Source organism: Haloflavibacter putidus (genome assembly GCF_006546625.1).
In the GTDB taxonomy this organism is placed as follows: domain Bacteria; phylum Bacteroidota; class Bacteroidia; order Flavobacteriales; family Flavobacteriaceae; genus Mesonia; species Mesonia putida.
The window spans coordinates 104,685-131,637 of record NZ_VIAR01000008.1 but is presented as its reverse complement, the minus strand read 5'-3'; the positions used below and the strand labels follow the sequence as shown (position 1 = coordinate 131,637).

The window sequence follows — 26,953 nt, the reverse complement described above, 5'->3', positions numbered from 1 at the left end:
ACTCTCATTACCGGCTCCACAAATTGCACGTACATATACATCATAATCTGTAGCTGGATTCAAACCGGTTATGGTCTCACCAATAGTTCCATCTGTATCTTGTACGGCATTACCTTCTGTTTCAGGATTAAAACCAGCAGGACCGTAAAGAATTTCCCACTCGGTTTCGGAACCACCAGAAGTCCAGCTTATATCAGCTGCATTAGCGGTGATTTGATCTATTACAATTTCAGAAGGCTTAGGACAAGTGATTTCTAAAATTTCTACATTATCTAAATACCAACCTTCTCTCTGCACAGAACCATCTGAAGTTAAGCGAAAGCGCACTACTACTGTAGCGGTATTGTATGCAGATAGATCAAAAAATTCGCGCTTCCACCATGCATTAGCAGGCGTTTCAGATCCTGTGCCCCACTGCCCATAAGCATCTTCGTTAAAGGTACCAGCCGAAACTGTAATACCACTTCCTAAGTAATCAATATCTGTAAAAGGCGTAAAGGTTGCACCACCATCTGTAGAAATTTCTACAATAGCTTCATCATAGCCTCCTTCCAATTTTGCAATATGCCAAAAAGATAGTTGCGGATTGTTTGCCGCTGAAAGATCGATAGGGTTTGTCTGGTACAAAATATTATTGCTGTTACTTCCGTATGCATTAAGTACCGATTGCGTTCCGTCTTGAAAAAGACCTGTATCAATTTGCCAATCTACTGTATTACCAGCTTCGTTAGCAAATTGCCCCAGACCAGTTTCAAAGTTCTCTGAAAAAAGTTGTGCATTTGCCTGAAAAGACAAAAGAACACAACCTATCCAAAAAAGAATACTAGTAATTTTCTTCATTTAGGGTTTTGTTTTAGTTTAGTTTAGTTCGAATATAGTAAATTGCCCCAAATAAGTTAAACTTGTACTAATATTTTTTTTAAATTTTATTTATTTATAATAATTTTTAAACCCTTATCGAATTATTTGACCTTTAATAGATTAAAAATCCTACATTCCGTAAAGCACTAGTAAGAAATGTTTTTTATCTTTGATGTATGATTGAAAAAGAAAATATAACCTATGAAAAATCCGTCTTAATTGGTATTATAAATCAACAACAAGACGAAGAGAAGTCTAAAGAATATTTAGACGAATTAGAATTTTTAACCTATACCGCAGGTGGCGAAGTTTTAAAGAGATTTACCCAAAAATTAGAAATGCCAAATCCCAAAACCTTTATTGGTTCTGGGAAAATGGAGAAGGTACGTCAATTCATCTCTGAAAATGAAATAGATACCGCCATTTTTGATGATGAGTTAAGTCCTGCTCAGCAGAAAAACATAGAGCGCATTTTAAAGTGTAAAGTAATAGACCGCACCTATTTAATTTTAGACATTTTTGCTCAACGTGCAAAAACGAGCTACGCAAGCACGCAAGTAGAATTGGCACAGTATGAATATCTTTTACCAAGATTGGCCGGTTTATGGACCCACCTTGAAAGACAACGTGGAGGTATTGGAATGCGTGGTCCCGGAGAACGAGAAATAGAAACAGATAGAAGAATTGTACGCGATAAAATCACCTTACTAAAAAAGAAACTCCGCACGATAGATAAGCAGATGGCCGTACAACGCGGTAATCGTGGCCAATTGGTAAGAGTGGCTTTGGTTGGCTATACCAATGTAGGCAAATCTACTTTAATGAATGTAATAAGCAAAAGCGATGTTTTTGCCGAAAATAAACTTTTTGCAACGCTAGACACCACTGTACGAAAAGTGGTTATAAGAAATTTACCTTTTTTACTTACCGATACGGTTGGCTTTATTAGAAAATTACCCACACAGCTGGTAGAATCTTTTAAATCTACACTAGATGAAGTTAGGGAGGCAGATTTATTATTGCACGTAGTAGATATTTCGCATCCAAATTTTGAAGAACATATAGCTTCTGTAAAGCAAATTTTAGATGAAATTGAAAGTGTCGACAAACCTTCAATAATGATTTTTAATAAAATAGACGCTTACCAACAAGAAGAAATCGAAGAAGATGACTTAGCTACCCAAAAAACAAGTGTTCATTATAGCTTAGAAGAGTGGAAAAAAACCTGGATGAACAAAGCAGACGGGGAAGTATTATTTATCTCTGCTCTTAATAAAGAAAACATTGAAGAGTTTAGACGAAAAGTTTATGAGAAAGTGCGTGAGATACACGTTACACGCTTTCCATACAATGATTTTCTATACCCGGAATACGATACTTACGGAGAAGAAGAGTAATTTAAACTCTTTAAATAGCACCTAAACTTTTCGTTACGGAAGTCAAAAATTCATTAGAACAGAATAGGTTTAATTTTCAAAAATGTATTAAAACAAAAAAGGTTGTTGCCAATTAAATTACCAGAGAATTGGTAAAGTAATTTACAACAACCTTTTAGCGGTTAGAATTCCAACCTAACTATTTTTAAGCCTCAAATGGCTCTATAGAAACAAAAGATTTGTTGTTTCTTTTCTTGGTAAATTTTACGATACCATCTACTTTAGCATGTAAAGTATGATCTTTTCCTGCATACACATTTTCTCCAGGATTGTGTGCAGTACCTCTTTGTCTAACAATGATATTTCCTGCAACAGCAGCTTGGCCTCCAAAAATCTTAACGCCTAAGCGTTTCGATTCTGATTCTCTACCGTTTTTAGAACTACCAACACCTTTCTTATGTGCCATTTTCTTTTAATTTTTCAGATTAATATTATTTACTTAAAGCCTCTACCAATTCGGCCTTTTTCATAGAAGAATAACCTTCCAAACCTCTTTCTTTAGCCATTTCTTTAAGCTCTGCCACGGTATGGCTACTTAAATCTTTATCTTCTTTTTGCTCTTTTGGCTCAGCTTTTTTCTTCTCTGCCTTTTTTCCGCCTTTAAGGCTAATATCGTTGATAAGAATTTCTGTTAAAGCTTGTCTATGACCGTTCTTAACACGGTAGCCTTTTCTTCTCTTTTTCTTAAAAACAATTACTTTATCACCCTTTAAGTGGCGGGTAATTTTTGCTCCAACAAGAGCACCTTCTATAGCCGGGGCGCCTAAGGTTACATCGTCTCCGTTACCGGTTAAAAGAACTTTATCAAAAGATACAGTATCTCCTTCTTCTCCGGCCAGACGATTTACAAAAACCTTTTGGTCTTTTGCAACTTTAAATTGCTGCCCTGCTATCTCTACAATTGCGTACATAGCGTTACGTTTAGTTAAAATTATTTACTTAAAAATGGGTGCAAATATACCTTTAATTATTTAAAACGCAAAGCATCAGAAATATAAAACTCTATTTTATCCGTCTACGGTATGTTTTTTACCTTCTGGGGTATTCCAACTAGATTTAAACAATTGCATAAATGTCAAAGTTAAAACAACCGTACTAGCAAAACCCATTACAGCTTCTACAAAAAGCAACATAGCTAAAGCTGTACTATAGTCTGTTGCCCAATTACCCATTAACAATTCTGGGAAACCTTGCTCTATATAGCGCACGTAGATACCAAAAAATATCGTAAATAATATAGTAGCATTAAAACCGGTAAGTAGACCGGTCATAAAACCTTTTTGGTATCTAAATTTTCTTTTCTTTTTATCGCGATAAGTTTTTATGGCATAAAATATACCCACCCCAACAATAACTCCATTAAAAAGACTAAAGCCAGGTTGTGTGTGCCAGCCTATTGCCGCCAATAGCAAAAAATAAACTATTAAAGCCAAGCCGATTAAAAAACCGAATTTAATGGGTATTGCACGTAATTTCATAATTTTTCGGAATTATAGTTTGAAATAAATTTCATAAATATAATTGAAATAATGTTTTAAGACCTTGTTAATTTTAAAATTATCTAAAAATTAAGTAAAGTATATCCCCAAATTATATAATTTTCTGCTGTATTTGTTTATTTTTGAAGCTAACTATTTTAATTAAACACTTTAAAGATGATAAAAAAGATTAGCGCAATACTTATTGCCGTTGTTTTTTCCTTTTATGCTAAAGCACAGGAGGTAGATTTTACAGAATACGACCTAGACAATGGCCTGCACGTAATTTTACATCAAGATAATACTGCTCCGGTTGTTACTGTTGGGGTTATGTATCACGTTGGTGCCAAAGACGAAGAAGAAGGTCGCACAGGCTTTGCCCACTTTTTTGAACACCTTTTGTTTGAAGGTACAGAAAATATTGCACGTGGCGAATGGTTTAATATTGTAGCCGCTAATGGCGGAAGTAATAATGCTAATACCACGCAAGACCGTACTTATTATTACGAAACGTTTCCTTCTAACAATTTAGAATTAGCTTTATGGATGGAGTCAGAACGTATGTTGCATCCGGTAATCAATCAAATTGGTGTAGACACCCAGAACGAAGTAGTTAAAGAAGAAAAAAGATCACGTATAGATAACGCTCCTTACGGAAAAATAATCTACAACACCGGCATCACACCATATATGTTTGAAAAACATCCGTACAAAAACTCTGTAATTGGAACTATGGAAGATTTAGATGCTGCAGAGTTAGAAGAATTTAAGGCTTTCTTTGATAAATATTACGGTCCAAACAACGCCACTTTGGTTGTTGCAGGAGATATAGACAAAAGTGAAGCTAAAAAGTTGATTGAAGATTATTTTGGCCCCGTACCAAAAGGTAATGAAGTTAAACACCCGCAGGTTAAAGAAGAGCCAATTAAAGAAGAAATAGTTGCTAAAGAATATGACAGCAATATTCAAATACCGGCAAAATTATTTGTATACCGCACCCCTTCTATGAAAGACAGAGATGCGTATGTTTTAGATATGATTTCAAGTTTGCTTACAGATGGTAAAAGCTCTAGAATGTACAAAAAAATGGTAGATGAAAAAAAACAAGCCTTGCAAGTATTAGCTTTCCCAAGATCGCAAGAAGATTACGGGGTCTACATTATGGGAGCTTTAGCAATGGGAGATACACCTTTAAAAGAAATTGCCTCGTCTATGGACGAAGAAATAGATAAGCTACAAAACGAACTTATTAGCGAGCAGGAGTACCAAAAGCTTCAAAATAAATTTGAAAACCGTTTTGTAAATTCTAACAGCAATGTACAAGGCATAGCAGCATCTCTTGCTACTTATAATATGCTTTATGGGGATACAGATCTAATCAATAAAGAAATAGATATTTACCAAAGTATAACTAGAGAAGAAATTAAAGAAGTAGCCAACAAATATCTTAATGAAAACCAACGTTTGAATTTAGATTATTTGCCAACTTCAGAAAAAGAAACAAAATAATTAGCAAAATATTAATTTATGAAACTTAAAATAATATCCTTATTTATCTTGTGCCTTACCGTAGTAGGATTGCAAGCACAAATAGATCGCTCAAAGCAACCGGAACCAGGACCGGCACCAAAAATAAATTTAGGTAAACCCCAATCATTTACTCTTAATAATGGTTTAAAAGTTATGGTAGTAGAAAACCATAAATTACCTCGCGTGCGCGCCAATTTAATTATAGACAACCAACCACATTCAGAAGGTAACAAAGCCGGTATAAAAGATTTGTACAGTGCAATGATGGGAACCGGTACCACCAAAAAGACTAAAGATGAATTTAATCAACGTGTAGATTTTTTAGGAGCCAATGTTTCTTACGGTGCAGAAAGTGCTTCGGCTAGATCTTTATCTAAATTCTTTCCAGAAGTTTTAGGTTTAATGGCAGAAGGTTTGTTGCATCCTAAATTTACACAAGAAGAATTTGAAGACCAGAGAGATATCATATTAGAAGGTTTAAAATCCGGTCAAAAAAGTGCAGCATTTATTGCAAGTAATGCTAGTGCCGCTTTAGCTTATGGTAAAAATCACCCTTACGGGGAATTTGCCTCAGAAGAGTCTGTTAATAACATTAAGCTAAACGATGTAAAAACGTACTACCAAAACTACATTTCGCCAAAAAACGCCTATTTGGTAGTAGTTGGAGATGTAGATGTGGCAGATGTTAAAAAATTAGCACGCAAACATTTTGGCAGTTGGTCTGCCGGCACGCCACCAAATATTAGCTTGCCAAAGGTTCAAGAAGCCCAGTATACGCAAGTTAATTTTATAGATTTACCAAATGCCGTACAAAGTGTATTGCGTTTGCAAAATACTATTGATTTGCAAATGAAAGACGAAGACTATTTTCCTGTTTTGGTTGCCAATCAAATCTTAGGAGGTAGTTTTGGCAGTTACTTAAACATGAATTTAAGAGAAGCCAACGGTTATACTTACGGCGTTAGATCAAGCACAGGAGCAGATAAGTACGCAAGTAGATTTGTAGTAGCAACCAGCGTACGTAATGCGGTAAGTGATAGCGCTATTGTAGAGTCTTTAAAAGAAATAAATAAAATAAAATCTGAAAAAGTTTCTTTTGAAGCTCTAAATAATGCAAAAAACAAATTTGCAGGAGATTTTGTTTTACGTCTAGAGAATCCGGGTACAATTGCAGATTATGCAGTAAATATTGAAACTCGTGATTTATCAAAAGACTTTTACAAGCAATTTTTAAAGAAAATAAATGCTGTAACGCCAGAAGATATTTTGCGTGTAGCCAATAAGTACTACAAAACAGATAATATGCAACTTGTGGTAGTTGGAAAAGGAAGTGAAGTTGCCGAAAACTTAGAGAACATCAAATTAAACGGCAAGAAAATACCGGTACGTTATTACGACAAACACGCCAATCCCATAGAAAAGCCGGAGTACAATAAAGAAGTACCGGAAGGCATGAGCGTAACAGATGTTTACGATGCTTATATAAAAGCTATAGGTGGCGAAAAAGCAGTAAAAGACATTAATAATATTAGTATAAAAGGAAGCGCTTCTGTACAAGGAAATCCAATTAAGTTTATACGTGTAGAAACTGCAGATGGTAAAATTAAAGAAGAAACCACCATGAACGGTATGGTTTTAAATAAAAATGTTTTTAATGGCAAAAGCGGTTACCGCTCTGTACAAGGCCAAAAAATGCAGTATACAGAAGAAGATATTACTGAAACCAAAGAAAGTGCAGGCTTGTTTGCAGAGTTAAAAGCAAACCCAGATGCTAAATTAATAGGTATAGAAAGTGTAGATGGCAATGATGCCTACGTAGTGCAAGAAGCTGAAGATACCAAAGCCTATTACGACACCAATACCGGTTTAAAAGTGCAAGAAGTAACAACTATTTCACAAGCTGGACAAACAATGACCAATACTACACAATTGAGTAATTATAAAGCTGTGAGCGGCGTAAAGATACCACACAGTCTAAGCTTAAGTTTTGGTCCACAAAGTGTAGAAATGAAAGTAGACGAAGTAAAGGTAAATCAAAACCTAACAGCAGAAGATTTTGAATAATCAGCTTTTGCTAAATTTTTTATCTAAACCGGCCTTTGTGCCGGTTTTTTTATTGGCCAAATACACCCCAATAAGAATAAACAAACCAGACAAAAGTTGCATAAAACTAAATTTCTCTCCATCTAACAAACCCCACATTAAAGCAATTACAGGAATTAGATAGGTTACAGAAGTTGTAAAAAGAGGCGTAGACAATTGCACCAATCTATTAAAGATTATTTTAGCAATACCGGTACCAAAAACGGCCAATATTGCAATATAAAAAATTGAGGTTTGTACTTTTGGATTCGTCAAAACTTGTTCATTAAAAAACCCTGTGAAGAATAATACTCCTAAAGCAAAAGGGAATAATACAATAAAAAAGCCCAAGGTTATACTAAGTGCTGATACCTCTTGCAAAAAACGTTTAATAATATGCACATTAAAAGCATACATAACCGTTGCAATAAGCGGAAGAAAAGCATAAATAAAATTTGTTTTTCCAATAGAAACGGCCTCTGTTCCCACTAAAAATATAGAACCTAACAATCCTACAACCACTCCCAGTATTTGGTTACTAGTGGCTTTAATTTTAAAGACTAAAGCTCCTATTATTAAGGCTAAAATTGGCACAGTAGAATTTAAGATAGAAACTATGCCGCTATCTACTTTAGTTTCCGCAAAAGCGAACAGAAAAGCAGGAAAAAATGTACCTAGAAACCCGGATAAAGCAATATACCGCCAGTGTTCTTTTTTGATTTTCTTAATGCTCTTAGCACCTATTAAAAATATAAATACGGAAGCAAAACAAACTCTTAAAGCACCTAATTGTATTGGGGTAAGACCAACCAATCCTTTTTTAATCAAAATAAAAGAACTGCCCCAAACCAGAGCCAGTGCAATTAAATAAAACCATTTTAGCTGTTGTCTTCCCAAAAGTTTTAATGCTTTAAATTCCTAAAAAGCTGCAAAAATGCGGTTAAATTTTTGAATGCACCAAGAATAAAAGCTTATTCTTTCCAGCGCACGCTCTCCATTAAATGCCTTATATCTTCTTTTAGATAATTGGCGGCCGGAATTATAGAGTCAAAATTGGGGCGGGCATCAAAGTAAATAGAGCCGGTAATAAAATTTTTGGTACTATCTGTAACATAAAATTGTGCTTGTGAGGCTGCGTTACCTTTTACTTCATAAAAATTACCAAAAACATTATGCTTCTCGTTGGTGTAGGTATCTACTTCTATTTCGTCTGCTTTACTCGTGTGTTCTAATGGTAGTTTTTGCGCGTCTATTAAAAGGCTTCGCAAATTATTGTTTATACGACGATAAGTTATAAAAATAGTACCTTTCATTTGCGGGTATTCTATGTTTAACCAGCAAGGATTTCCCGTTCTTGAAGTTTTTATCTTGCTTAGAGTATTAACTTCAAAAACGTAAGGACAGTTGGTTTTTAGCTTGGTGTATTTTGGTGTAGGATATTCTAATGCCAAATATGCCTTTGGTTTAGGTTGCACATTGTCTTGGCAAGCATTACAAGAGAGTAAAATAATAAGAATAAGTAGAGTGTATCGCATTTACTTTATAGAAACTTTAATCTGCTTAATACGTTTATTGTCTATAGCTTCTATAACAAAGGTATAATTTTCAAAAATTATACTCTCGTTTCTTTTCGGAAAACCTCCGGAAATTTCTAATAGTAAACCGGCAATGGTTTCTGCTTCTCCTTTATTTTCCTCAAACAAACTTGGGTCCTCTAAATCTATTACTCTATAAAAGTCTTTTAAAGAGGTCTTCCCTTCAAAAACAAAGTTCTTTTCGTCTAACTGCGAAAAAATTAAATCTTCGTCGTCAAACTCATCGCTTATATCGCCAACAATTTCTTCTATAATATCTTCTAAACTTATAAGACCACTGGTACCGCCGTATTCGTCTACCACAATAGCCAAGTGGTTTTTCTTTAGTTTAAAATCGTTTAAAAGATCGTCTAACTTTTTATTTTCCGGCACAAAGTAAGGCTCTCGTAACAGTTTTTGCCATTCAAAATCTGTTTTATCCAAATATGGCAACAAATCTTTAATGTATAGAATTCCCTTTATGGTATCTAAATTTTCTTCGTAAACCGGTATTCTAGAAAAACCATTTTCTACAATTTCTTTTACTACTTTAGAAAAATTTTCTTCTATAGAAATGGCAAAAACATCCATACGCGGACACATAACTTGTTTGGTTTCGGTATTACCGAAGGAAACAATACCCTTAAGAATCTTTTGCTCTTCTTGCGTTGTGTCTTCCTCGCTGGTTAGTTCTAAAGCTTGTGAAAGTTGATCTACGCTAAAATTAGATTTTTGTTTACCCAAACGCCTGTGTATTAAAACCGTTACATGCCGCATAGGAAGACTAAAGACCGCAAAAAATTTATCTAAAAATCCCAACGGATACGCCATAAAGTTAGAAAACGCCACACGATTTCTGCTTGCATATATTTTGGGTAAAATCTCGCCAAACAGTAAAATTAAAAAGGTAATAACTACCACCTCTATAATAAATTGAAGGTTTATGCCATACCAAATTATGTTTAAATCGCCTAAAACTACATCGCCCAACGAATCAAACAATAAAACCAAGGCAATATTTACAAAATTGTTGGTTACCAAAATAGTGGCCAAAAGCTTTTTGGGCCTATCAAGTAGACGGACAAGAATTTGTTGTTTTGCAGAAAGTTCTCCGCTCTCTACTTCAAAGTCTGTTGGTTTTAAAGAAAACAAAGCCACTTCTGAACCTGAAATAAGCGCAGAGCAAACCAATAACAACAAAAGCAAAACAAGCCCGAAAATATCTTGTGCTTGCAGAACATTAAATAGTATAAAACTGACCGGTTCTGGATCCAAAATTAGCGTGATTCTATTTTAAAAAGGTAAATCGTCTTCGTCGTCTACCGGATCATTTTCCGGAGCAGTATAATTTTGCTGTTTATTTTGCGGCTCTTTGGTTTGGTTTTGCGCCGGCGATGAAGAGCCGGTTTGCATACCGCTTTTTTCTTTTGGCGTTAAAAACGTAAACTCTGTACATTGTATTTCTGTTGTATAGCGATCTTGGTTTTTATCGTCTGTCCATTTTCTGGTTTTTATGCGACCTTCTATATAAACTTTATCTCCTTTTTTAAGGTATTTTTCGCAAACTTCTGCTGCTTTATTCCGTACAACAATATTGTGCCATTCTGTATTGCTAACTTTTTCTCCTGTAGTTTTATTTAAGTACTCTTCATTGGTTGCCAACGGAAAATTACCAACACAGCCGCCACCTTCAAAATAATGCATTTTTACATCATCGCCGGTGTGGCCTATAAGCATTACTTTATTAAGTGTTCCTGCCATAATAATATTGTTTTTAAGTAAATGTAAGCAAAAAGAATTAGTTGGAAAAATTAAAATTCTCTATAAAATTTTGCACTAAAACCGGTACGGGAAATTTTTCAATTTCAGTAACTGCAAGCTTTTTAAGCGGTTTCTTAAAATTTGCAACCGGTATATTTTCTAGATAAATCACCCAAAAATTAGCATAAATTCTCTGGTGCGAAAGTACATGTTTTATAGGAGTTGCGTTAAATAATTCTAATTTATTAAAAGAACCTTCTAAAAGCTCTTTAAAAGCGGCGTTTTTTAGAAGTTGCTCTTTGGTTAAAGAATTTTTACTCTCTATAAGCGGAAATTCGAACAAATTTTGCCAAATACCTTTTCCGTAACGTTGTTGTAGAACCGTATAAGTAGTAGCATTTTTGTTTTCTAACAACACCAGATAATTAAAATACCTGTTGCGCACTTTGGTCTTTTTGGCTTTTATAGGTAAAACAGCTACTTTATTTTGCTGAAAAGCTATACAGTTATTTTGTAACGGACAAGTAGTACAAAGTGGTTTCTTGGGTGTGCAATGTAAGGCTCCAAACTCCATTATCGCCTGGTTGTAATGTTTAGGATCTTGTTTAGCCAGTAATTTTTCGGCTACAGCCTTAAACTCCTTTTTACCTTCTGTGCTATCTATTGGTGTTTCTATACCAAAAACGCGCGACAAAACTCTATACACATTACCGTCTACTACTGCAACCGCTTCATTAAATGCTATAGATGCAATGGCGGCGGCTGTGTACTCTCCCACTCCTTTTAATTTTTTTAGTTCTTTATAAGAAGAAGGAAAAACCCCATTACATTCTTCTGCTATATATTTTGCGGTGTGGTGTAAATTTCTTGCGCGCGAATAATAACCCAATCCTTGCCAAAGTTTTAAAACTTTTTCTTCTGGGGCTTTTGCCAAATCAAAAACTGTAGGAAAATGCTCAATAAAACGATTGTAATAAGGCAAACCTTGCGCAATTTTGGTTTGTTGTAACATAATTTCGCTTAACCAAATACGATAAGCCTGCTCGGTTTTACGCCAAGGCAAATCTCTTTTATTCTCTAAGTACCAAGTTAACAGTGTTTTACTAAATTGCATAGTGTGAAATCTTGTTTTGCAATGATAAATCTTTATTCACTTACTATTTAAAGGATTAGATTGATTATTTGAATTTTAAATTATTATATTTGCACCCTGAAATTTAGTAAACCCATTATAAAAATATATAAAGATGACGAAAGCAGATATTGTAGCAAACATTTCAGAGAAATTAGGAATGGAGAAAGGCGACGTGCAAGCTACTATAGAAACCTTTATGGATGAGGTAAAAACTTCTTTGGAAAGCGGCGACAACGTTTACCTAAGAGGCTTTGGGAGTTTTATAATTAAAACCCGTGCAGAAAAAACCGGTAGAAACATATCTAAAAATACTACTATAAAGATACCTGCACATAATATCCCTGCATTTAAACCAGCCAAAGTGTTTTTGGAAGGTGTTAAAACAAACGTAGAAGTAAAATAAAAAAATTTATTAATTAAAACTATATTTATATGCCAAGTGGTAAAAAAAGAAAAAGACATAAGGTAGCAACGCACAAACGTAAAAAAAGAAGGAGAGCTAACCGCCATAAAAAGAAGTAGTTTTCACACTACTTTTTTTAATTAAGAACGTTCATTGAAAACGAAGTTTTTTAAAACTTCTGCAGGAAATAAAACCCTGTGATAAATTTTGTTTAATCCATCTATGCTTCCCACCAAGAAGTGTGGATAAAAATCTAATACGCATGACAAAGGAACTCATTATAAGATCAGATTCCTCTGCTATTGATTTGGCCTTATTAAAAGATGGAAAACTAATTGAATTACATAAAGAAGACGATAACAGTAACTTTTCTGTTGGCGACATATTTTTAGCCAAGATAAGAAAAACTGTACCCGGCTTAAACGCTGCTTTTGTTAATGTAGGTTACGAAAAAGATGGTTTTTTACACTATCACGATCTAGGCCCGCAAGTAGCTACTTTATTAAAATTCATAAAACGTGTAAGCACAGGTAAAATAAAAGATTTTTCTTTAAAGAATTATTCTTTTGAAAAAGATATTGATAAAAACGGAAGTATTACCGATGTTTTAAAATCAAATCAATCGCTATTGGTGCAAATAGTAAAAGAACCAATCTCTACCAAAGGTCCACGTCTTAGCAGCGAACTCTCGTTTGCCGGAAGATATGTGGTTTTGGTACCCTTTTCAGACCGAATATCTGTGTCTCAAAAAATTGAAGACAAAGACGAAAAAGCCCGGCTAAAAAGATTGGTAAAAAGTATAAGACCCAAAGGTTTTGGTGTTATTATACGTACCGTAGCAACAGGCAAAAAAGTAGCAGACCTAGACAGAGACCTGCAAAATCTAAAAGATAGATGGGCAGGAATGTGCAAAAAATTGCAACGAGCAAACCAACCATCTAAAGTATTGGGAGAACTAAGTAGAGCAAACTCGCTTTTACGCGATATGTTTAACGATAGTTTTACCGCAATACACACAGATGACGAGGCGCTCTACACACAAATTAAAGATTACGTAAGTACAATTTCGCCAGAAAAAGAGTCTATCGTAAACTTGTATCAATCCAAAGCTCCCATTTTTGAAAAATTTGGTATAGAAAGGCAAATAAAAACGGCCTTTGGCAGAACTGTATCTATAAGCAAAGGTGCCTATTTGGTAATAGAACATACCGAGGCTATGCACGTTATAGACGTGAATAGTGGTAACCGTAGCAACAAATCAAAATCACAAGAAGAAACTGCCCTAGAGGTAAACCTTATAACCGCCTCAGAAGTTGCCAGACAACTTAGATTAAGAGATATGGGTGGTATTATTGTGGTAGATTTTATAGATATGGGAAAAGCCGATAATAGAAAAAAGCTTTATAACCATCTTCGGGACGAAATGAAAGACGACCGTGCAAAGCACAAAATCTTACCCCCAACCAAATTTGGACTGATTCAAATTACAAGACAACGCGTAAGACCGGAAATGAATATTAAAACAAGAGAAGAAAACCCCAACCAAAACGGGGAAATTGAAGCTCCTATTGTTTTGATAAATAAAATTAATGCCGACTTACAAAAACTAATTAAAAAAGACTATAAAAAGCTGAGCATAACCGCGCATCCTTTTGTAGCTGCCTATTTAACAAGAGGCATTCCATCGCCCAGAAGCAAATGGTTTTTTGACCATAAACGCTGGGTAAAAATTTTACCAAGAGACGCTTACACGTACCTAGAATATCACTTTCACGATAAAGACGGCGAAGTGATAAAAATTTAATACACAACCCCATTAAAATTTTAATGGGGTTTTTTTATGGACGGTATCTATGTAAATTGTCAATAACCAATACAATTAACTGTAACAAAAAATCGTTATACCAGACTTAACCAACTTTTAAAAGCTATGAAAACCAAAACGCGTTACCTCTTTTACTTTTCATTATTTCTTACCATAATTGGTTTTTTGCTAGATAACGACCCAAAAGAACCAAGCACAATTATGCGTTTTATAGAGTTTTTTGGTATGCTCTCTATGCTGTTTATACTATCTTATTCTATATTTTTCTTTACGGAATTTATCCGGAGGCAATGCATAACAATCCGTAGTTAAAACTTAAGAATATAACCCGTATTTCTAAGAGTGATATTTGCCACTAATTATTGAATATACTCTGTATAACCTTTAATAAGCCTTACATAACCTTTGCATAGGCTTTAAATAGCTTTTAAATTACATTAAGTCTCTTATTTTTGTACGCAACTATATTGTAAAAAAGCTCAACCATTTTGCAAAAGCATACGTCACATACCGTAAAAGAAGCCACAGCAAAACTAATGGCTTATTGCGCCTACCAAGAGCGCTGCCATCAAGAAGTAGAAGAAAAGCTAATTGCTTTGCGCATGATTCCCGAAGCTCGGGCACAAATAATCAACACTTTACTGCAAGAAGATTTTTTGAACGAAGAACGCTTTGCACGGACTTTTGTACGCGGTAAATTCAGAATAAAAAAATGGGGACGCCTACGCATTAAACGCGAACTTAAAAAGCGCAATCTATCTGCCTATAACATTAAATATGGCATGACTGAAATAAATGACGAAGAATACAGCCAAAATCTGGACGATTTATTCCAAAAACGCCTAAATTCCATAACCGAAAAAAACCTTTATAAACGTAAAAAGAAAGTAGCAGATTATCTCTTGTACCGGGGCTATGAAAGCAATCTGGTATACGAAAAATTACAAGAAATAGATAACTAGGTTAAAGCGGCTCTATTTTAAACATCTTCTCTTGAAGATTATAACCCATTTATTTTATTGGTTTTTTCAACGGCTTTTTTGTTTTTATAATCAATCCAATCCTGACCTTTTATTCTACGCATCAGATTATCAAAATGTCGCATAATAAAAATGTTGTACAAAGCTTTAGAAAGATTTTTAGGCTTCCGCGGAATAGCACGAAGACTCATCGAAAATCCGGGAGTTACATATTTCATATAATGCCAATAGCCCTCTGGCATATACAAAATATCACCAGGATTTAAATTCGCTTTAAAACCTTTTGCTTTTTTTAATGCCGGCCATTTATTAAAATCTGGTTTAGAAAAATCAATATCTTCTCGTACAATTAAAGAATGTGGAATTTTATATAAATAATCGTTCTGCTTTTGGTCGAATAAAATAACTTCTTTTTTTCCGTGAAAATGAAAGTGAAAAATATTGGCCAAATCTATATCATAGTGCATAAACGTGTACGAATCTCTTCCGCCAAAGAAAAGCATTGGCAAGCCTTTCATTAATCTTATACCAAAATCTGGATACCAATAATCTTCTTGCAGTTCTGGCACTTCTTTTAAAATATTCCAAAGAAAAATACGGTATTTAGTTGGCTCGCGCTTTAATAAATCTATATACTCGCTCATTTTCATTTTGGCGTGAGCTTGGTTAAAACCTTCTTCGTGCCTCACCGGCCGGTTGTCGTAAAGCGGTACAATTTTATCGCCGGCCACTTTTTTCATATAATCTAAATTCCATTTTTTGTGTGCCGGCCAATCTTCTATAAAACCTTCAATTACTACCGGTTTTTGTGGCTTAAAATATTTTTGTAAAAATTCTTTCTTATTAAAATTTTGTAGACGTGGTATTTCCGTCAAGTTTAGGTCATTTTCCTTCATAAGCGAACATTGCTCTTTTGATGCGTGTTTACAATAGCTTTGTTATTCTTATAATTTACCCAAGACTGTCCTCTAATTTTACGCATAAGGTTATCAAAATTCATCATAAACAAGACATTTTTAGCAACTTTTAAAATTTCAGGAAAAGATGTTGGAAGACTGCGCAGCGTCATAGAAATACAAGGGCTCAGATAACGTATATAATGCCAATAGCCACTGGGAATGTAAAGCGTTTCTCCCGGTTGTAAGTCTACACTATAACCTTTTGCCAATTTTAATGCTGGGTATTTTTTATAATCCGGTTTATCAAATTCTATTCCCTCTATAGAAACAATAGAATACGGTACGTGATAAAGGTGTTTTTTTTGCTCGTGCGGAAATAAAATAACGCGTTTAGTACCTTGAAAATTGAAATGCATATTATCTGCCAAATCTACATCATAATGCAACAAAACACGTGAACCACTTCCGCCAAAAAACAATACTGGCAAGCGTTTAAAGAATTTTAAGCCAATATCGGGATAGTTAAAGTCTTCTATTAATTGCGGAGATTTTTGCAGAATATTAAAAAAGAAAATACGAAGATCTGTAGGGCCTTTTTTTAAAAGGGTCACATAATCTTTCATTTTCATTATTTTGGCAGGCTTTCTAGAATTTTCTTTTCCTTTAGCGGGTTCACTGTCGTAAAGTGGTACCTCTATATTGCCGGCTGTTTCTGCAAAGTAGTCTAAGTTCCATTTTTTATATGCAGGCCAATTTTTAGATAGATTGGTAAATACTACCGGTTTCTTTGGTTTTACATAATAGTTTATAAACGCTTCTTTTTCAGTAAAGGCCACACGATTTATTTGTTTTAATTGCATAGAAACTCTTATTATACGGCGTTTTACCCACCACTTACAAAAGTATAAAACCTCTTTTTATATCTATCTTAAAGAAAAGCAAATAAAAAGAAAAGCTCCGGTTAGACCGAAGCTTTCATATAAAAACTAGGATACCCCAAGCCTAATTTTTAAACATTTAGTAATATTACAAATTTTACAGGAATATAAAAACAAATAAAAAGAAAAAAGCTAATTGCTAGCACAAACTAATTAAATTTTAAGAGAATTAGCATCGATTTCTGCAAATAAGTTTTAGATTTTTTTAGAATAACCTATTCTTTTTTAGGACTCTGGTGCCAGTTCAATTTTTAAACCTTCTAGCTCTGGCGTGATATGTATTTGACATCCCAACCTACTATTGTCTTTGGTATAAAAAGCTTCTGCAAGCATGGCTTCTTCATCCATTTGCATCTCCGGTAAATCGTGATCGCTCATCACATAGCATTGGCAGGAGGCGCACATTGCCATTCCGCCACAAATACCAATAGTTCCCTCGGGCGCTAACTCGTAAGAGCGTACAACCTCCATTAGGTTCATTGCCATATCTGTTGGCGCCAAAATATCGTGACTTTCTCCTTCTCTATCTACAACAGTAATATTTACTTCGTTTTCCATATTAATCTATGGCTTTTACTACCGCTTTTGGCGCCTCTTTTTTAGAGCCATCAAATCCAGTTACGCCGCCAACCGTTGTATATTTCATTACATATTTTTTATCCGGAAAAATGCGTTGGTAAGCACTTTGACACATTAAGGTTGCTTCGTGAAAACCGCATAAAATCAATTTTAATTTTCCCGGATAGGTATTTACATCTCCAATAGCATAAATACCAGGTATGTTGGTTTGATAATCTAAACTATTGTCTACTTTTATAGCGTTTTTCTCTATTTCTAAGCCCCAATTTGCTATAGGACCTAATTTTGGCGAAAGCCCAAATAACGGAATAAAATAATCTACCTCTAAAAGAATCTCTTCTTTGGCTTCGTCGTTTTTACGTATTAAAACCGACTCTAATTTGGTTTCCCCGTCAACCTCAACAATTTCGGCCGGGGTAATCAAATTAATTTTACCCAAATTTTTAAGCTCTTTTACTTTATCTACAGAATCTAATGCACCACGAAACTCATTTCTGCGATGCACCAAAGTAACTTCGGCGGCGACATTTGCCAAGAAAATACTCCAATCTAAAGCAGAATCTCCCCCTCCGGCAATCACTACGTGTTTTCCCCGATACTGTTCGGGATCTTTTATCATATAAGTAACGCCTCTATCTTCGTAATTTGCTAAATTGGGAATAGGCGGCTTACGAGGTTCAAAACTACCCAAACCTCCTGCTATAGCAACAATTGGTGCGTGGTGTTTTGTACCTTTGTTGGTAGTTACTATAAAACTACCATCCTCTAGTTTTTCTATATCTTCTGCTCTTTCGCCCAAGGTAAAGCCCGGTTCAAAAGGCTTTATTTGCTCCATTAAATTATTCACCAAATCTCCCGCCAAAACTTCCGGAAAGGCCGGAATATCATAAATAGGTTTCTTTGGGTATATTTCTGCACATTGGCCGCCAGGTTGTGGCAAAGCATCAATTAAATGGCATTTTAATTTTAATAGTCCTGCTTCAAATACGGTAAACAGGCCTGTTGGTCCTGCACCTATTATCAATATATCTGTTTTAATCATAAATGGAAATCCTTCGAATTAAAAACAACAATTTTCTCGGTAAAATTCGAGAAATAATGCTTCATATACTATGACAATTATCAGCTTAAGCTTCTATATTTACTACCTTTTCTATTTGTGGTGCGTATTTTTTTATCGTCATTTCTACGCCAGATTTTAAGGTCATCTGGTTTACACTACATCCCACACAAGCGCCTTCTAATTGCACTTTTACAACATTTTCTTTTTCGTCTATTTCTATTAAAGAAATATCACCACCATCGTTATTTAGAAATGGTCTTATCTCTTCTAAAGCTTTTTCTACATTCGCTTTCAAATTCTCATCAACTGTTGTCATGGTTTAGCTATTTATTTTTTAACGGCACTACAGCCGGCCATTGTCGTGATTTTTATTGCTTCGGTTGGTGGTAGATTTTCGTTACGACTAACCGTTTGTTGCACTACATTTTTGGTTATTTCTCCCATTGCTTTTGCAACCGGGGTGTCTTTTTGCAAGGCTGCAGGTCTACCAATATCTCCAGACTCTCTAATGCTTTGCACCAAAGGTAATTCTCCTAAGAATGGTATTTGTAAATCGTCTGCTAAGTTTTTAGCTCCTTTTTCGCCAAAAATGTAATATTTATTGTCCGGCAATTCTTCTGGAGTAAAATACGACATGTTTTCTATTATACCAAGAACAGGCACATCTATGCTTTCTTGACGGAACATTGCCACACCTTTCTTGGCATCTGACAAGGCTACATTTTGCGGCGTACTAACAATTACTGCACCGGTTATGGGCAAACTTTGCATTATAGACAAGTGAATATCGCCGGTTCCCGGAGGTAAATCTACCAACAGAAAATCTAACTCTCCCCAATCTGCATCAAAAATCATTTGATTTAATGCTTTTGCAGCCATTGGTCCGCGCCAGATAACCGCTTGATCTGGTTTTGTAAAAAACCCTATAGATAAAATTTTAACCCCATGGTTTTCTATGGGTTTCATTTTAGATTTTCCGTTAACTTTTACAGATAAAGGACGTTCGCGCTCTACATCAAACATAATGGTTGCGGACGGCCCATAGATATCTGCGTCTAAAAGACCTACTTTAAAGCCCATCTCAGATAAACTGGCGGCTAAGTTGGCCGCAACTGTAGATTTTCCTACGCCACCTTTACCAGAAGCCACGGCAACTATATTTTTTATACCGGGTATTGGTTTGCCTTTAATTTTATTGGCATCTTCTTTTGGCGGTGCTTCTACCTTTATATTTACTTTTACTTTTGCTTTATCGTAGACATGCTCGTGAATAGCTTTTAAAACGTCTACTTCTGCACGTTTTTTTATGTGTAAAGCAGGAGTTGCCAATTGTAAATCTACTACTACTTCGTCTCCAAAAGTGACTATATTTTTTACTGCGCCACTTTCTACCATATTTTTTCCTTCGCCAGAAACACTAATGGTTTCCAATGCTTTAAGAATATCTTGCTTCTTTAATTTCATTAGAAATTATTTTATTTTATTGCTTACTTAGAATTATTCTAAAGTACAAATATACAGTTTAAGTATAAGATTAAGAAGTAGTTTACAGGAATTTATATATGCCTGCGGACTGTAGATTTTTTGTAGTGGAATTTGCTGTTTTTATTGAGGATCCCAGAAAATTTCCGCAAAGTTTTGCACCTGATTGTCTTTTACCACAACCCCTTCACTCTCTAACAATTGCTGCATAAGATTGGTGCCGCCAAAATGTTGTTTGCCGCTTAGCAATCCTTTTCTGTTTACAACACGATGTGCGGGCACTTCTGGTTTATCTTTAGCGCTATTTAAAGCATAGCCAACCATTCTGGCGCTTTTTGCCGCTCCAATTGCTTTGGCAATAGCGCCATAACTGGTAACTCTTCCGTAAGGAATTTGTGCTGCTACGCTATAAACTTTATCGAAGAAATTTTTATCTTTCACGCTGTAAAATACATTCTTATTAATGCAACAATAATTAAAAGCACCATTAAACCTGCCATAAAGTAATTGGAATATTTGGCAAATTTCTGGGTATGCTTTTCAATTTTCATAAAAAACACTACATATATGTATAACGAGCTAAAACTACCGGAAGCCGCAGCTGTCGAAAACAAAATAATGCTTAGCATGCCATAATCATATCCGCCTTGAGCGTTAAACAAAGTACTTAAAACTACAAAATACGGTATTGGGAATACGTTTAATAAGGCTATGGTAGAACCTTTTAAAAAGCTTTTGGTTCTATGCTTTTTAGCCGTTTTTATCTTTTTGTTTTCACTATTCCTGCCTTGTATAAAAAAATATATAGCCAAAATGACAAAAATAACCAACCCCGCTCGCAACAACATTGTGCGTACGTACGGATGCGTAAAAATATATTTAGCCATTAGAATGGCAACCAAAGCTTGGAAAAAAACTATTAGCGTAGATCCCAAAGCAACAAAAATACCGCTCTGCTTACCTTTATCTACACAGGTTTTTGCTACCGTCATATTTACCAAACCAGGAGGCAAAACCCCCAATAAAGCAGCAAAATAGGTAAAGATAAATAGTTTAACTTCTTCCAAGTTTTTGTTATTTAATTCTAAAGTTGATGTAGGTTATCTTTTTATTTTCTTCAAGATACTGCTTTTCGTAAAATGTTTGAATATTTACAACTTCTTTTGACGAATATTCATTTTTATAAACATTATGGTTGGCATCTATAATTTCGTGCCCTTCGCCGTGCAAAAGCCCTAAGGTGTAACCGTGCATAAACTCGCTATCTGTTTTTAAATGCACTTGACCTTCAGGTTTTAGTATTTTTTTGTATTTCTGTAAAAACTCACTATTGGTTAAGCGGTGCTTTGTGCGTTTATATTTTATTTGCGGGTCCGGAAAAGTTATCCAGATTTCGTCTATTTCGTTTTCTGCAAAAATTTGATCTACCAGCTCTATTTGTGTTCGTAAAAAACCTACGTTTTCTTTATCTTCTTCTAAGGCTGTTTTAGCGCCACGCCAAAATCTGGCACCTTTTATATCTATGCCCAGAAAATTCTTATCGGGAAACATTTTAGAAAGGCCTATGCAGTATTCTCCTTTGCCGCAGCCTAATTCTAAAACAATTGGCTGGTTGTTTTTAAAAAACTCGCTGCCCCACTTTCCCTTTAAGGGAAAATTACCATCTACAATTTCTTCTCGTTTAGGTTGTATAACATTAGTAAAAGTTTCGTTTTCTTTAAAACGTTGTAATTTATTTTTGCTTCCCACTTTTTGTTAAAATTTTTTCAAAATTAAAAAAATTATTTTCATTTCTCCCTGCTTATACATAAAAGAGCAATTATGTCTTTATAATTCAACTCTTGCTACTTTTTACTATACGGAAGAAAAACTTCTTAGCTGGCTGTTAATTTTTTACTGAAATAAGCTTTAATAGTCAAAAATATTTCCTAAAAATAGAAATATAATTAATTAACTTGGGTAAAAAGCTTATATATGCATAACTGATTTGTTTTGCCCAAAAATCAACTGTTTTATTTATGCCGAAAAAAAAGATTTTAGTAGCACCATTAAACTGGGGGTTGGGACACGCTGCCAGGTGCATACCTATTATCTACAGTTTGCTGGAAAATAATTTCTTGCCGGTTTTGGCTTCTAACGGCGAAGCATTACGACTTTTGCAACACGAGTTTCCTACTTTAAAAATATACAGGTTACCTTCTTATAAAGTGCGTTACAGCAAGCGTGGCTATTTTTTAAAATTAAAGCTGCTTTCTAAATCTGTACAATTGCAAAAAGCAATCCGTAAAGAATTTGCACTTACCCAAAAAATAATTGAAAAAGAAAATATACAAGGCATTATCTCAGACAACAGGCTTGGCGTGCACTCTAAAGATGTACCCAGTGTTTACCTTACCCACCAATTACAAGTTTTAAGTGGCGCAACTACTTATTTTAGCACCAAATTGCACCAATTTTATATTAAAAAATTTGATGAATGTTGGGTGCCAGATTTTGCACAAGAACCCAATTTAAGCGGAAAGTTGAGCCATTTAAAAAAGAAATTCCCAATTCCTATCAAATATATAGGAATGTTAAGTCGGCTGCAAAAACAAACAGAATCTAATAAATATGCAATTTTGGTTTTACTTTCCGGACCAGAACCACAGCGAGAATATTTAGAAAAGCGCTTGTTTAAAATACTGAAAGATTACCCCAAACCGGTACTTTTTGTAAAAGGCGTTATGGAGAAAAAGGCTACAAAAGAACAGCATAAAAATCTTACAATCTATAATTTTTTAACTGGTCAAGACCTTGCGAAAGCAATTGCACAAAGTGAATTGATTATTGCCCGCTCCGGTTATTCTACCATTATGGATTTGGCACAAACCACCAAAAAAGCTTTTTTTATTCCTACGCCGGGACAGTTTGAGCAGCAATATTTGGCCGCACGCTTAAAACAACAGAAGATTGCCAATTTTTGCCAGCAAGATACTTTTGATCTAGAAAAATTAGAAACTTTAGAGAATTATAAGGGTTTTCCTGATTTGGAGCACAACCAAGACCTAGGTAGGTTTTTCGGCTTTTTGTAAAGTAAAAGAAAATTCGCTTCCAATACCATAATCGCTTTCTACGTATATTTTTTGGTCGTGCGCTTCTATAATATGTTTTACAATAGACAAACCTAAGCCGGAACCGCCTTCTTTGCGCGAGCCGCTTTTATCTACGCGATAAAAACGCTCAAAAATACGCGGCAATTGCTCTTGCGGAATTCCTTCGCCGTTATCTGTAATGCAAAGCATTATTTTATCTGTAGTAATATCTTCTATATACACTTCTGTGGTGCCACCTTCTTGTCCGTATTTAATAGAGTTTACCATCAAATTAATAATTACTTGTTGTATCTGTTCGGGATCTGCTTTTACCCAAATTGGAGTGGTGTATTCTTCTTGAAAATCAAAGCTTATATTTTTTTTGGTAGCTTTCATTTCTAAAAGGTCAAAAACGTTTTTAATAACTTCTACCAGATCAAAAACTTTAATCTGCAAGCGCAATTCGCCAACTTCCAGCTTGGTGATCATATCTAAATCTTTTACGATATAAAGTAGCCTCTCTACGCCCTTATTGGTGCGTCTTAAGTATTTTTCAAGTAAAGTTTTGTCGTGCATCGCTCCATCTAAAAGCGTCAATATATAAGCTTGCACGGTAAATAACGGCGTTTTTAACTCGTGCGAAATATTACCCATATATTCTTTGCGGTAATTTTCGCGAATTTTAAGCGCTTCTATTTCGAGCTTTTTTCCTTCGGCAAAACGTTTAACTTCTTTGGTAAGTGTAACCATATCTGAAGTTATTGGGCTTTCTTGCAAATTTGCAGACTCTAATAAAGATACATTATCATAAACTTCTTTTACCCGCTTGTAGATAAAATGCTCTATACGCAATTGAATTATTAAAAAAGAAAACACAAAAAATACAGCGGCAAATAATACTAAAGCCACGACCTCAACCTCCGCATAAATAAATAAAAAAACACCAAAAAATACCGTAGCAAAAACACTAATAAAAAAAGCAGTAAACAGCGCAAATTTGTAAGAACGTTTAAAAGCTTTTGCCATTAGATTTCTAATTTATATCCCACTCCTTTTACGGTTTTAAAAGTATCTTTTCCTATTTTCTCTCGTAATTTTCTAATATGCACATCTATTGTACGACCGCCAACTACAACTTCGTTTCCCCAAATTTCATCTAAAATCTCGTCGCGTTTGAAGACTTTACCGGGTTTGGAGGCCAATAAAGCCAACAATTCAAATTCTTTGCGCGGCAAATTGATTTCTCTTTTATTGTTGGTAACGGTATATTCTTCTCTGTTAATGGTCAAATTACCTACTTCAAGTAAATTATTGGTACTTTCTCGGTTTTCTAGCCTGCGCAATAAAGCTTTTACTTTACTCACCAGCAATTTAGGCCGAATGGGCTTGGTAATATAATCGTCTGCGCCCGCATCTAAGCCGGCAACTTGCGAATAATCTTCGCCACGAGCGGTTAAAAAAGTTATAATGCTATTTTTTAGCGAAGCTTCTTTTCTTATACGCTCGCAAGTTTCAATGCCATCCATTTCTGGCATCATCACATCTAAAATAATGAGTTGCGGTTGGTGTTTTTTTGCTTTTTTTAAACCCTCTTTTCCGTTATCTGCGGTAATTACTTGATACCCTTCATTAGACAAATTATATCCTATTACTTCTAAAATATCGGGCTCATCGTCTACCAAGAGTATTTTTACAGCGCTATTTTCCATTCTTACTAATTTTTGAGTAGTAAAAATACGTATAATTTTTCAAGCCACCGTTAGCCAAAAATTAGCGCGGCGTGAAATAATTGTTAATAATTATAAATTTTTAAAATAACTTTACGGAATTGAGCATTACTAATTCCATAAACTTCTAGTTAATTCTACCTTCTCAAAAGCCGGCTTTTTATTATCACCTTTTCCGTTAAGGCTAATAATATTTTTCAATATAGTTCTCTTTCCGTAAAGCAACGCTTTTTCCCTTTTTCTGCACTGCCAAAGCCGTTATTGGTTATAAACTATTGCAGTTCAATGTTAAATTAAGATTATATCTTTATTCCTATTCTATTTAAACCCTGCCATCTATTAAAAAACATTTATCTTTGTATAAATTAATAAAAACAACACATTATGAAAAAAATTACTTTTTTAACCTTGCTAATGTTTGCTTCTATAGCAACATTTGCACAAACACCTATCTTGACGATGATTTCTGATGGGGACTGCCCGGGTGGAAATCCTAAGATAGTGGAAATTTACGCACAAGGCACTGTAGATTTTTCTAACTACTCTTTAGAAAATCAAACCAATGCAAATACAGATTGGGGCAACACGCTAAACTTAGCAGATTTGGGTACAGTAACAGATGATTTTGTTTACGTTTATGCAGACGATGCATCTTTTTCTTCAGAATACCCGAGTGCCAGCATTACTCTTGCCACTACTTCTTCTGTAGTGAATTTTAACGGAGATGACCGTATTAGAATTATACAGGATAGTAACAGTGCAGTTATTGACCAATATGGTGAAGACAGCGTTGATGGTACCGGCGAAGTTTGGGAATACAAAGATGGTTATGCCAAAAGAAACAATGGCACAACTGCTACCGGAACTTTTAATGCAAGCGATTGGACCTACTTTAACGGCGTATTAGACGGCGAAGGAACTTGCCAAGGTGGAAGTACTTTTGAATCTATTATAGAGATAGGAACTTTCTCTGCGGGAGCAAATTCTTGTATGTTAGTAGTTATTTCTGAAACCATTACTTGCGATGCAGAAACTGCCGGAACAGACACGTATACTACCATTATAGAATTTAGCGGTGGCGGCTCTGAAACTTACACGCTTACATCTACAGAAGGCACTATTGGCGGTGACGATCCATCTACGCAAGAAACTGGTGTAATCAATATTACCGGCGTAGACGAGGGTGTAAACTTTGATTACTCTATTATTGGTGGCAATTGTGATATCACAAACACTATTACAGCTCCAACTTGCGATCCTGCTAACGAGGTGTTGACCATCTCAGAATTAAGAGAAGGCACAGTTGGTGAGATTTATACAGTTACAGGAGAAGTAATACTAACTTTTCAACAAGACTTTAGAGGCCAAAAGTATATCGAAGATAATACTGGAGCTATTCTTATAGACGATCCTTCTGGCGTTATAACTACTACTTATAATATGGGCGATGGTATTACCGCTATTACCGGAGAGTTAAACGAATATAACGGAATTATGCAGTTAATTCCTACCGAAGATCCGGGAACTCCCACCACAACGGGAAACGTTGTTGGCCCACAAATAATCACGTTGAGTGAGTATATTGCAAACTATGAAGATTATGAGTCTGAAGTTATTGCCTTTGAAAACGTTTCTATTGCAGAAGGAGATGGTACTGCAACCTTTAGCACCGGCACCAACTACACCTTAACCAACGGAAGTTTGGACATTGTTTTAAGAACACAATTTTATGATGCAGATTATATTGGTACAGAAATTCCTGCTACCACTTTAGATAATCTTGTTGGTATTGCAGCACAATTTGACAATGGTACAGATCCTGTAGAACCACAAATCTTCCCTAGAAGCTTGGCAGATTTTAATGCAAACCTAGCAACAGACAATCCTGTTTTGACAGATGTAAGCATTTACCCTAACCCTGCTAACGGTAATATGGTAAACATACAAACTAAAGAAGCTGGAAGTATACAAGTGAATGTTTTTAATATGTTAGGGAAACAAGTAATGACAAAAACTGTAAACAATAGCTTAAACATACAAACTTTGGCTACTGGCGTTTACTTATTGCAAATCACGCAAGAAGGTAAAACCGCTACCAAGAAATTGATTGTTCAGTAAGCAATTAAATA

General features: G+C 35.0%; 29 protein-coding genes. 9 read left to right on the top strand and 20 right to left on the bottom strand.

From position 1 onward, the window contains the following. Positions 1-840: fibronectin type III domain-containing protein (locus FKR84_RS09260; RefSeq protein WP_141422025.1), on the bottom strand; the 840-nt coding region annotated here is incomplete at its 3' end. 197 nt (positions 841-1,037) lie between these two features. Here FKR84_RS09260 and hflX point away from each other — a divergent pair. Then, positions 1,038-2,258 (top strand): GTPase HflX, encoded by a 1,221-nt coding sequence (hflX, locus tag FKR84_RS09255; RefSeq protein ID WP_141422024.1) that lies wholly within the window; start codon positions 1,038-1,040, stop codon positions 2,256-2,258. A gap of 184 nt (positions 2,259-2,442) precedes the next feature. Here the strand turns inward: hflX and rpmA are convergent, their stop codons facing one another. The 3 genes from rpmA to FKR84_RS09240 all read right to left on the bottom strand — a co-directional run bounded on the left by rpmA (position 2,443) and on the right by FKR84_RS09240 (position 3,775). Next, entirely contained in the window at positions 2,443-2,703 is a 261-nt protein-coding gene (gene rpmA, locus FKR84_RS09250; protein ID WP_141422023.1) for a 50S ribosomal protein L27, read from the bottom strand. 25 nt (positions 2,704-2,728) lie between these two features. After that, on the bottom strand, positions 2,729-3,208 hold the full coding sequence (gene rplU, locus FKR84_RS09245) for a 50S ribosomal protein L21 (RefSeq protein WP_141422022.1): 480 nt from the start codon (positions 3,206-3,208) through the stop codon (positions 2,729-2,731). A gap of 96 nt (positions 3,209-3,304) precedes the next feature. Continuing rightward, positions 3,305-3,775, bottom strand: coding sequence for a DUF4199 domain-containing protein (locus FKR84_RS09240; protein ID WP_141422021.1), 471 nt, complete (start codon positions 3,773-3,775; stop codon positions 3,305-3,307). 177 nt (positions 3,776-3,952) lie between these two features. Here FKR84_RS09240 and FKR84_RS09235 point away from each other — a divergent pair, with 177 nt between their 5' ends. Beyond that, positions 3,953-5,284 (top strand): M16 family metallopeptidase, encoded by a 1,332-nt coding sequence (locus FKR84_RS09235; protein ID WP_141422020.1) that lies wholly within the window; start codon positions 3,953-3,955, stop codon positions 5,282-5,284. 18 nt (positions 5,285-5,302) lie between these two features. Beyond that, the gene (locus tag FKR84_RS09230) at positions 5,303-7,369 is read left to right on the top strand and encodes a M16 family metallopeptidase (RefSeq protein WP_141422019.1); all 2,067 of its coding nucleotides are present in this window, start codon (positions 5,303-5,305) and stop codon (positions 7,367-7,369) included. Here the strand turns inward: FKR84_RS09230 and FKR84_RS09225 are convergent, their stop codons facing one another. From FKR84_RS09225 to mutY, 5 genes are all read right to left on the bottom strand, one after another. Next, a complete protein-coding gene (locus FKR84_RS09225; RefSeq protein ID WP_141422018.1) occupies positions 7,370-8,284 on the bottom strand; it encodes a DMT family transporter in 915 nt (304 codons plus the stop codon). It lies immediately after the preceding gene. A gap of 74 nt (positions 8,285-8,358) precedes the next feature. Then, entirely contained in the window at positions 8,359-8,922 is a 564-nt protein-coding gene (gldD, locus tag FKR84_RS09220; protein ID WP_141422017.1) for a gliding motility lipoprotein GldD, read from the bottom strand. Next, positions 8,923-10,236, bottom strand: a complete 1,314-nt coding sequence (locus FKR84_RS09215; RefSeq protein ID WP_141422016.1) for a gliding motility-associated protein GldE — start codon at positions 10,234-10,236, stop codon at positions 8,923-8,925. It lies immediately after the preceding gene. An 18-nt stretch (positions 10,237-10,254) separates the two neighbouring features. Further along, positions 10,255-10,722 (bottom strand): single-stranded DNA-binding protein, encoded by a 468-nt coding sequence (gene ssb, locus FKR84_RS09210; protein WP_141422015.1) that lies wholly within the window; start codon positions 10,720-10,722, stop codon positions 10,255-10,257. Positions 10,723-10,759: 37 nt separating this feature from the next. Then, positions 10,760-11,836, bottom strand: a complete 1,077-nt coding sequence (mutY, locus tag FKR84_RS09205) for an A/G-specific adenine glycosylase (RefSeq protein WP_141422014.1) — start codon at positions 11,834-11,836, stop codon at positions 10,760-10,762. A 133-nt stretch (positions 11,837-11,969) separates the two neighbouring features. Here mutY and FKR84_RS09200 point away from each other — a divergent pair, with 133 nt between their 5' ends. From FKR84_RS09200 to FKR84_RS09185, 4 genes are all read left to right on the top strand, one after another. Next, positions 11,970-12,260 (top strand): HU family DNA-binding protein, encoded by a 291-nt coding sequence (locus tag FKR84_RS09200; protein WP_141422013.1) that lies wholly within the window; start codon positions 11,970-11,972, stop codon positions 12,258-12,260. Between the two features lie 262 nt (positions 12,261-12,522). Next, complete coding sequence (locus FKR84_RS09195) at positions 12,523-14,064, top strand: Rne/Rng family ribonuclease (protein WP_141422012.1); 1,542 nt, start codon at positions 12,523-12,525, stop codon at positions 14,062-14,064. A gap of 126 nt (positions 14,065-14,190) precedes the next feature. Continuing rightward, positions 14,191-14,397: a hypothetical protein gene (locus FKR84_RS09190; RefSeq protein ID WP_141422011.1), complete on the top strand. Its 207-nt coding sequence runs from the start codon at positions 14,191-14,193 to the stop codon at positions 14,395-14,397. 224 nt (positions 14,398-14,621) lie between these two features. Further along, positions 14,622-15,047: a regulatory protein RecX gene (locus tag FKR84_RS09185; protein ID WP_141422026.1), complete on the top strand. Its 426-nt coding sequence runs from the start codon at positions 14,622-14,624 to the stop codon at positions 15,045-15,047. Positions 15,048-15,085: 38 nt separating this feature from the next. Here FKR84_RS09185 and FKR84_RS09180 read toward each other — a convergent pair whose 3' ends face one another. The 9 genes from FKR84_RS09180 to trmB form a co-directional block, all read right to left on the bottom strand. Next, positions 15,086-15,961, bottom strand: a complete 876-nt coding sequence (locus FKR84_RS09180) for a cupin-like domain-containing protein (RefSeq protein ID WP_141422010.1) — start codon at positions 15,959-15,961, stop codon at positions 15,086-15,088. After that, positions 15,958-16,824 carry a cupin-like domain-containing protein gene (locus FKR84_RS09175; RefSeq protein ID WP_141422009.1) on the bottom strand — a complete coding sequence of 289 codons (867 nt, stop codon included), beginning with the start codon at positions 16,822-16,824 and terminating at the stop codon, positions 15,958-15,960. Before FKR84_RS09175 ends, FKR84_RS09180 begins: the two co-directional genes overlap by 4 nt. Before the next feature lie 303 nt (positions 16,825-17,127). Further along, on the bottom strand, positions 17,128-17,460 hold the full coding sequence (locus FKR84_RS09170) for a 2Fe-2S iron-sulfur cluster-binding family protein (RefSeq protein ID WP_141422008.1): 333 nt from the start codon (positions 17,458-17,460) through the stop codon (positions 17,128-17,130). Between the two features lies 1 nt (position 17,461). After that, positions 17,462-18,523, bottom strand: a complete 1,062-nt coding sequence (locus tag FKR84_RS09165) for an NAD(P)/FAD-dependent oxidoreductase (RefSeq protein ID WP_141422007.1) — start codon at positions 18,521-18,523, stop codon at positions 17,462-17,464. An 85-nt stretch (positions 18,524-18,608) separates the two neighbouring features. Then, on the bottom strand, positions 18,609-18,860 hold the full coding sequence (locus tag FKR84_RS09160; RefSeq protein WP_141422006.1) for a NifU family protein: 252 nt from the start codon (positions 18,858-18,860) through the stop codon (positions 18,609-18,611). Between the two features lie 11 nt (positions 18,861-18,871). Next, positions 18,872-20,008: an Mrp/NBP35 family ATP-binding protein gene (locus FKR84_RS09155; protein ID WP_141422005.1), complete on the bottom strand. Its 1,137-nt coding sequence runs from the start codon at positions 20,006-20,008 to the stop codon at positions 18,872-18,874. A gap of 141 nt (positions 20,009-20,149) precedes the next feature. After that, positions 20,150-20,467: an MGMT family protein gene (locus FKR84_RS09150; RefSeq protein WP_141422004.1), complete on the bottom strand. Its 318-nt coding sequence runs from the start codon at positions 20,465-20,467 to the stop codon at positions 20,150-20,152. After that, positions 20,464-21,093 (bottom strand): LysE family translocator, encoded by a 630-nt coding sequence (locus FKR84_RS09145; RefSeq protein WP_141422003.1) that lies wholly within the window; start codon positions 21,091-21,093, stop codon positions 20,464-20,466. The genes FKR84_RS09150 and FKR84_RS09145 overlap by 4 nt, the downstream gene beginning before the upstream one ends. 7 nt (positions 21,094-21,100) lie before the next feature. Beyond that, positions 21,101-21,775, bottom strand: a complete 675-nt coding sequence (trmB, locus tag FKR84_RS09140) for a tRNA (guanosine(46)-N7)-methyltransferase TrmB (RefSeq protein ID WP_141422002.1) — start codon at positions 21,773-21,775, stop codon at positions 21,101-21,103. Between the two features lie 269 nt (positions 21,776-22,044). Between trmB and FKR84_RS09135 the strand changes: the two genes are divergently transcribed. Beyond that, positions 22,045-23,097 carry a glycosyltransferase gene (locus FKR84_RS09135; RefSeq protein WP_141422001.1) on the top strand — a complete coding sequence of 351 codons (1,053 nt, stop codon included), beginning with the start codon at positions 22,045-22,047 and terminating at the stop codon, positions 23,095-23,097. Here the strand turns inward: FKR84_RS09135 and FKR84_RS09130 are convergent. Both FKR84_RS09130 and FKR84_RS09125 read right to left on the bottom strand, forming a co-directional pair. Beyond that, on the bottom strand, positions 23,071-24,123 hold the full coding sequence (locus FKR84_RS09130) for a sensor histidine kinase (RefSeq protein ID WP_141422000.1): 1,053 nt from the start codon (positions 24,121-24,123) through the stop codon (positions 23,071-23,073). The genes FKR84_RS09135 and FKR84_RS09130 overlap by 27 nt on opposite strands. After that, on the bottom strand, positions 24,123-24,806 hold the full coding sequence (locus FKR84_RS09125) for a response regulator transcription factor (RefSeq protein WP_141421999.1): 684 nt from the start codon (positions 24,804-24,806) through the stop codon (positions 24,123-24,125). The genes FKR84_RS09130 and FKR84_RS09125 overlap by 1 nt, the downstream gene beginning before the upstream one ends. Positions 24,807-25,208: 402 nt before the next feature. On the opposite strand from FKR84_RS09125, the gene FKR84_RS09120 reads away from it, so the two are divergent. Next, positions 25,209-26,942, top strand: coding sequence for a T9SS type A sorting domain-containing protein (locus FKR84_RS09120; protein ID WP_141421998.1), 1,734 nt, complete (start codon positions 25,209-25,211; stop codon positions 26,940-26,942). Positions 26,943-26,953: the final 11 nt, after the last annotated feature.

Bases quoted from the DNA above. Each gene is read 5' to 3' on its own strand.
- FKR84_RS09170 (WP_141422008.1), bottom strand. From the start codon at position 17,460: ATGGAAAACGAAGTAAATATTACTGTTGTAGATAGAGAAGGAGAAAGT.
- gldD (WP_141422017.1), bottom strand. From the start codon at position 8,922: ATGCGATACACTCTACTTATTCTTATTATTTTACTCTCTTGTAATGCT.
- FKR84_RS09195 (WP_141422012.1), top strand. From the start codon at position 12,523: ATGACAAAGGAACTCATTATAAGATCAGATTCCTCTGCTATTGATTTG.
- FKR84_RS09230 (WP_141422019.1), top strand. From the start codon at position 5,303: ATGAAACTTAAAATAATATCCTTATTTATCTTGTGCCTTACCGTAGTA.
- ssb (WP_141422015.1), bottom strand. From the start codon at position 10,722: ATGGCAGGAACACTTAATAAAGTAATGCTTATAGGCCACACCGGCGAT.
- hflX (WP_141422024.1), top strand. From the start codon at position 1,038: ATGATTGAAAAAGAAAATATAACCTATGAAAAATCCGTCTTAATTGGT.
- FKR84_RS09120 (WP_141421998.1), top strand. From the start codon at position 25,209: ATGAAAAAAATTACTTTTTTAACCTTGCTAATGTTTGCTTCTATAGCA.
- FKR84_RS09135 (WP_141422001.1), top strand. From the start codon at position 22,045: ATGCCGAAAAAAAAGATTTTAGTAGCACCATTAAACTGGGGGTTGGGA.
- FKR84_RS09240 (WP_141422021.1), bottom strand. From the start codon at position 3,775: ATGAAATTACGTGCAATACCCATTAAATTCGGTTTTTTAATCGGCTTG.
- FKR84_RS09235 (WP_141422020.1), top strand. From the start codon at position 3,953: ATGATAAAAAAGATTAGCGCAATACTTATTGCCGTTGTTTTTTCCTTT.
- rpmA (WP_141422023.1), bottom strand. From the start codon at position 2,703: ATGGCACATAAGAAAGGTGTTGGTAGTTCTAAAAACGGTAGAGAATCA.
- FKR84_RS09130 (WP_141422000.1), bottom strand. From the start codon at position 24,123: ATGGCAAAAGCTTTTAAACGTTCTTACAAATTTGCGCTGTTTACTGCT.
- FKR84_RS09190 (WP_141422011.1), top strand. From the start codon at position 14,191: ATGAAAACCAAAACGCGTTACCTCTTTTACTTTTCATTATTTCTTACC.
- FKR84_RS09180 (WP_141422010.1), bottom strand. From the start codon at position 15,961: ATGAAGGAAAATGACCTAAACTTGACGGAAATACCACGTCTACAAAAT.
- FKR84_RS09155 (WP_141422005.1), bottom strand. From the start codon at position 20,008: ATGAAATTAAAGAAGCAAGATATTCTTAAAGCATTGGAAACCATTAGT.
- FKR84_RS09125 (WP_141421999.1), bottom strand. From the start codon at position 24,806: ATGGAAAATAGCGCTGTAAAAATACTCTTGGTAGACGATGAGCCCGAT.
- FKR84_RS09165 (WP_141422007.1), bottom strand. From the start codon at position 18,523: ATGATTAAAACAGATATATTGATAATAGGTGCAGGACCAACAGGCCTG.
- rplU (WP_141422022.1), bottom strand. From the start codon at position 3,208: ATGTACGCAATTGTAGAGATAGCAGGGCAGCAATTTAAAGTTGCAAAA.
- FKR84_RS09175 (WP_141422009.1), bottom strand. From the start codon at position 16,824: ATGCAATTAAAACAAATAAATCGTGTGGCCTTTACTGAAAAAGAAGCG.
- FKR84_RS09200 (WP_141422013.1), top strand. From the start codon at position 11,970: ATGACGAAAGCAGATATTGTAGCAAACATTTCAGAGAAATTAGGAATG.
- FKR84_RS09160 (WP_141422006.1), bottom strand. From the start codon at position 18,860: ATGACAACAGTTGATGAGAATTTGAAAGCGAATGTAGAAAAAGCTTTA.
- FKR84_RS09185 (WP_141422026.1), top strand. From the start codon at position 14,622: ATGGCTTATTGCGCCTACCAAGAGCGCTGCCATCAAGAAGTAGAAGAA.
- mutY (WP_141422014.1), bottom strand. From the start codon at position 11,836: ATGCAATTTAGTAAAACACTGTTAACTTGGTACTTAGAGAATAAAAGA.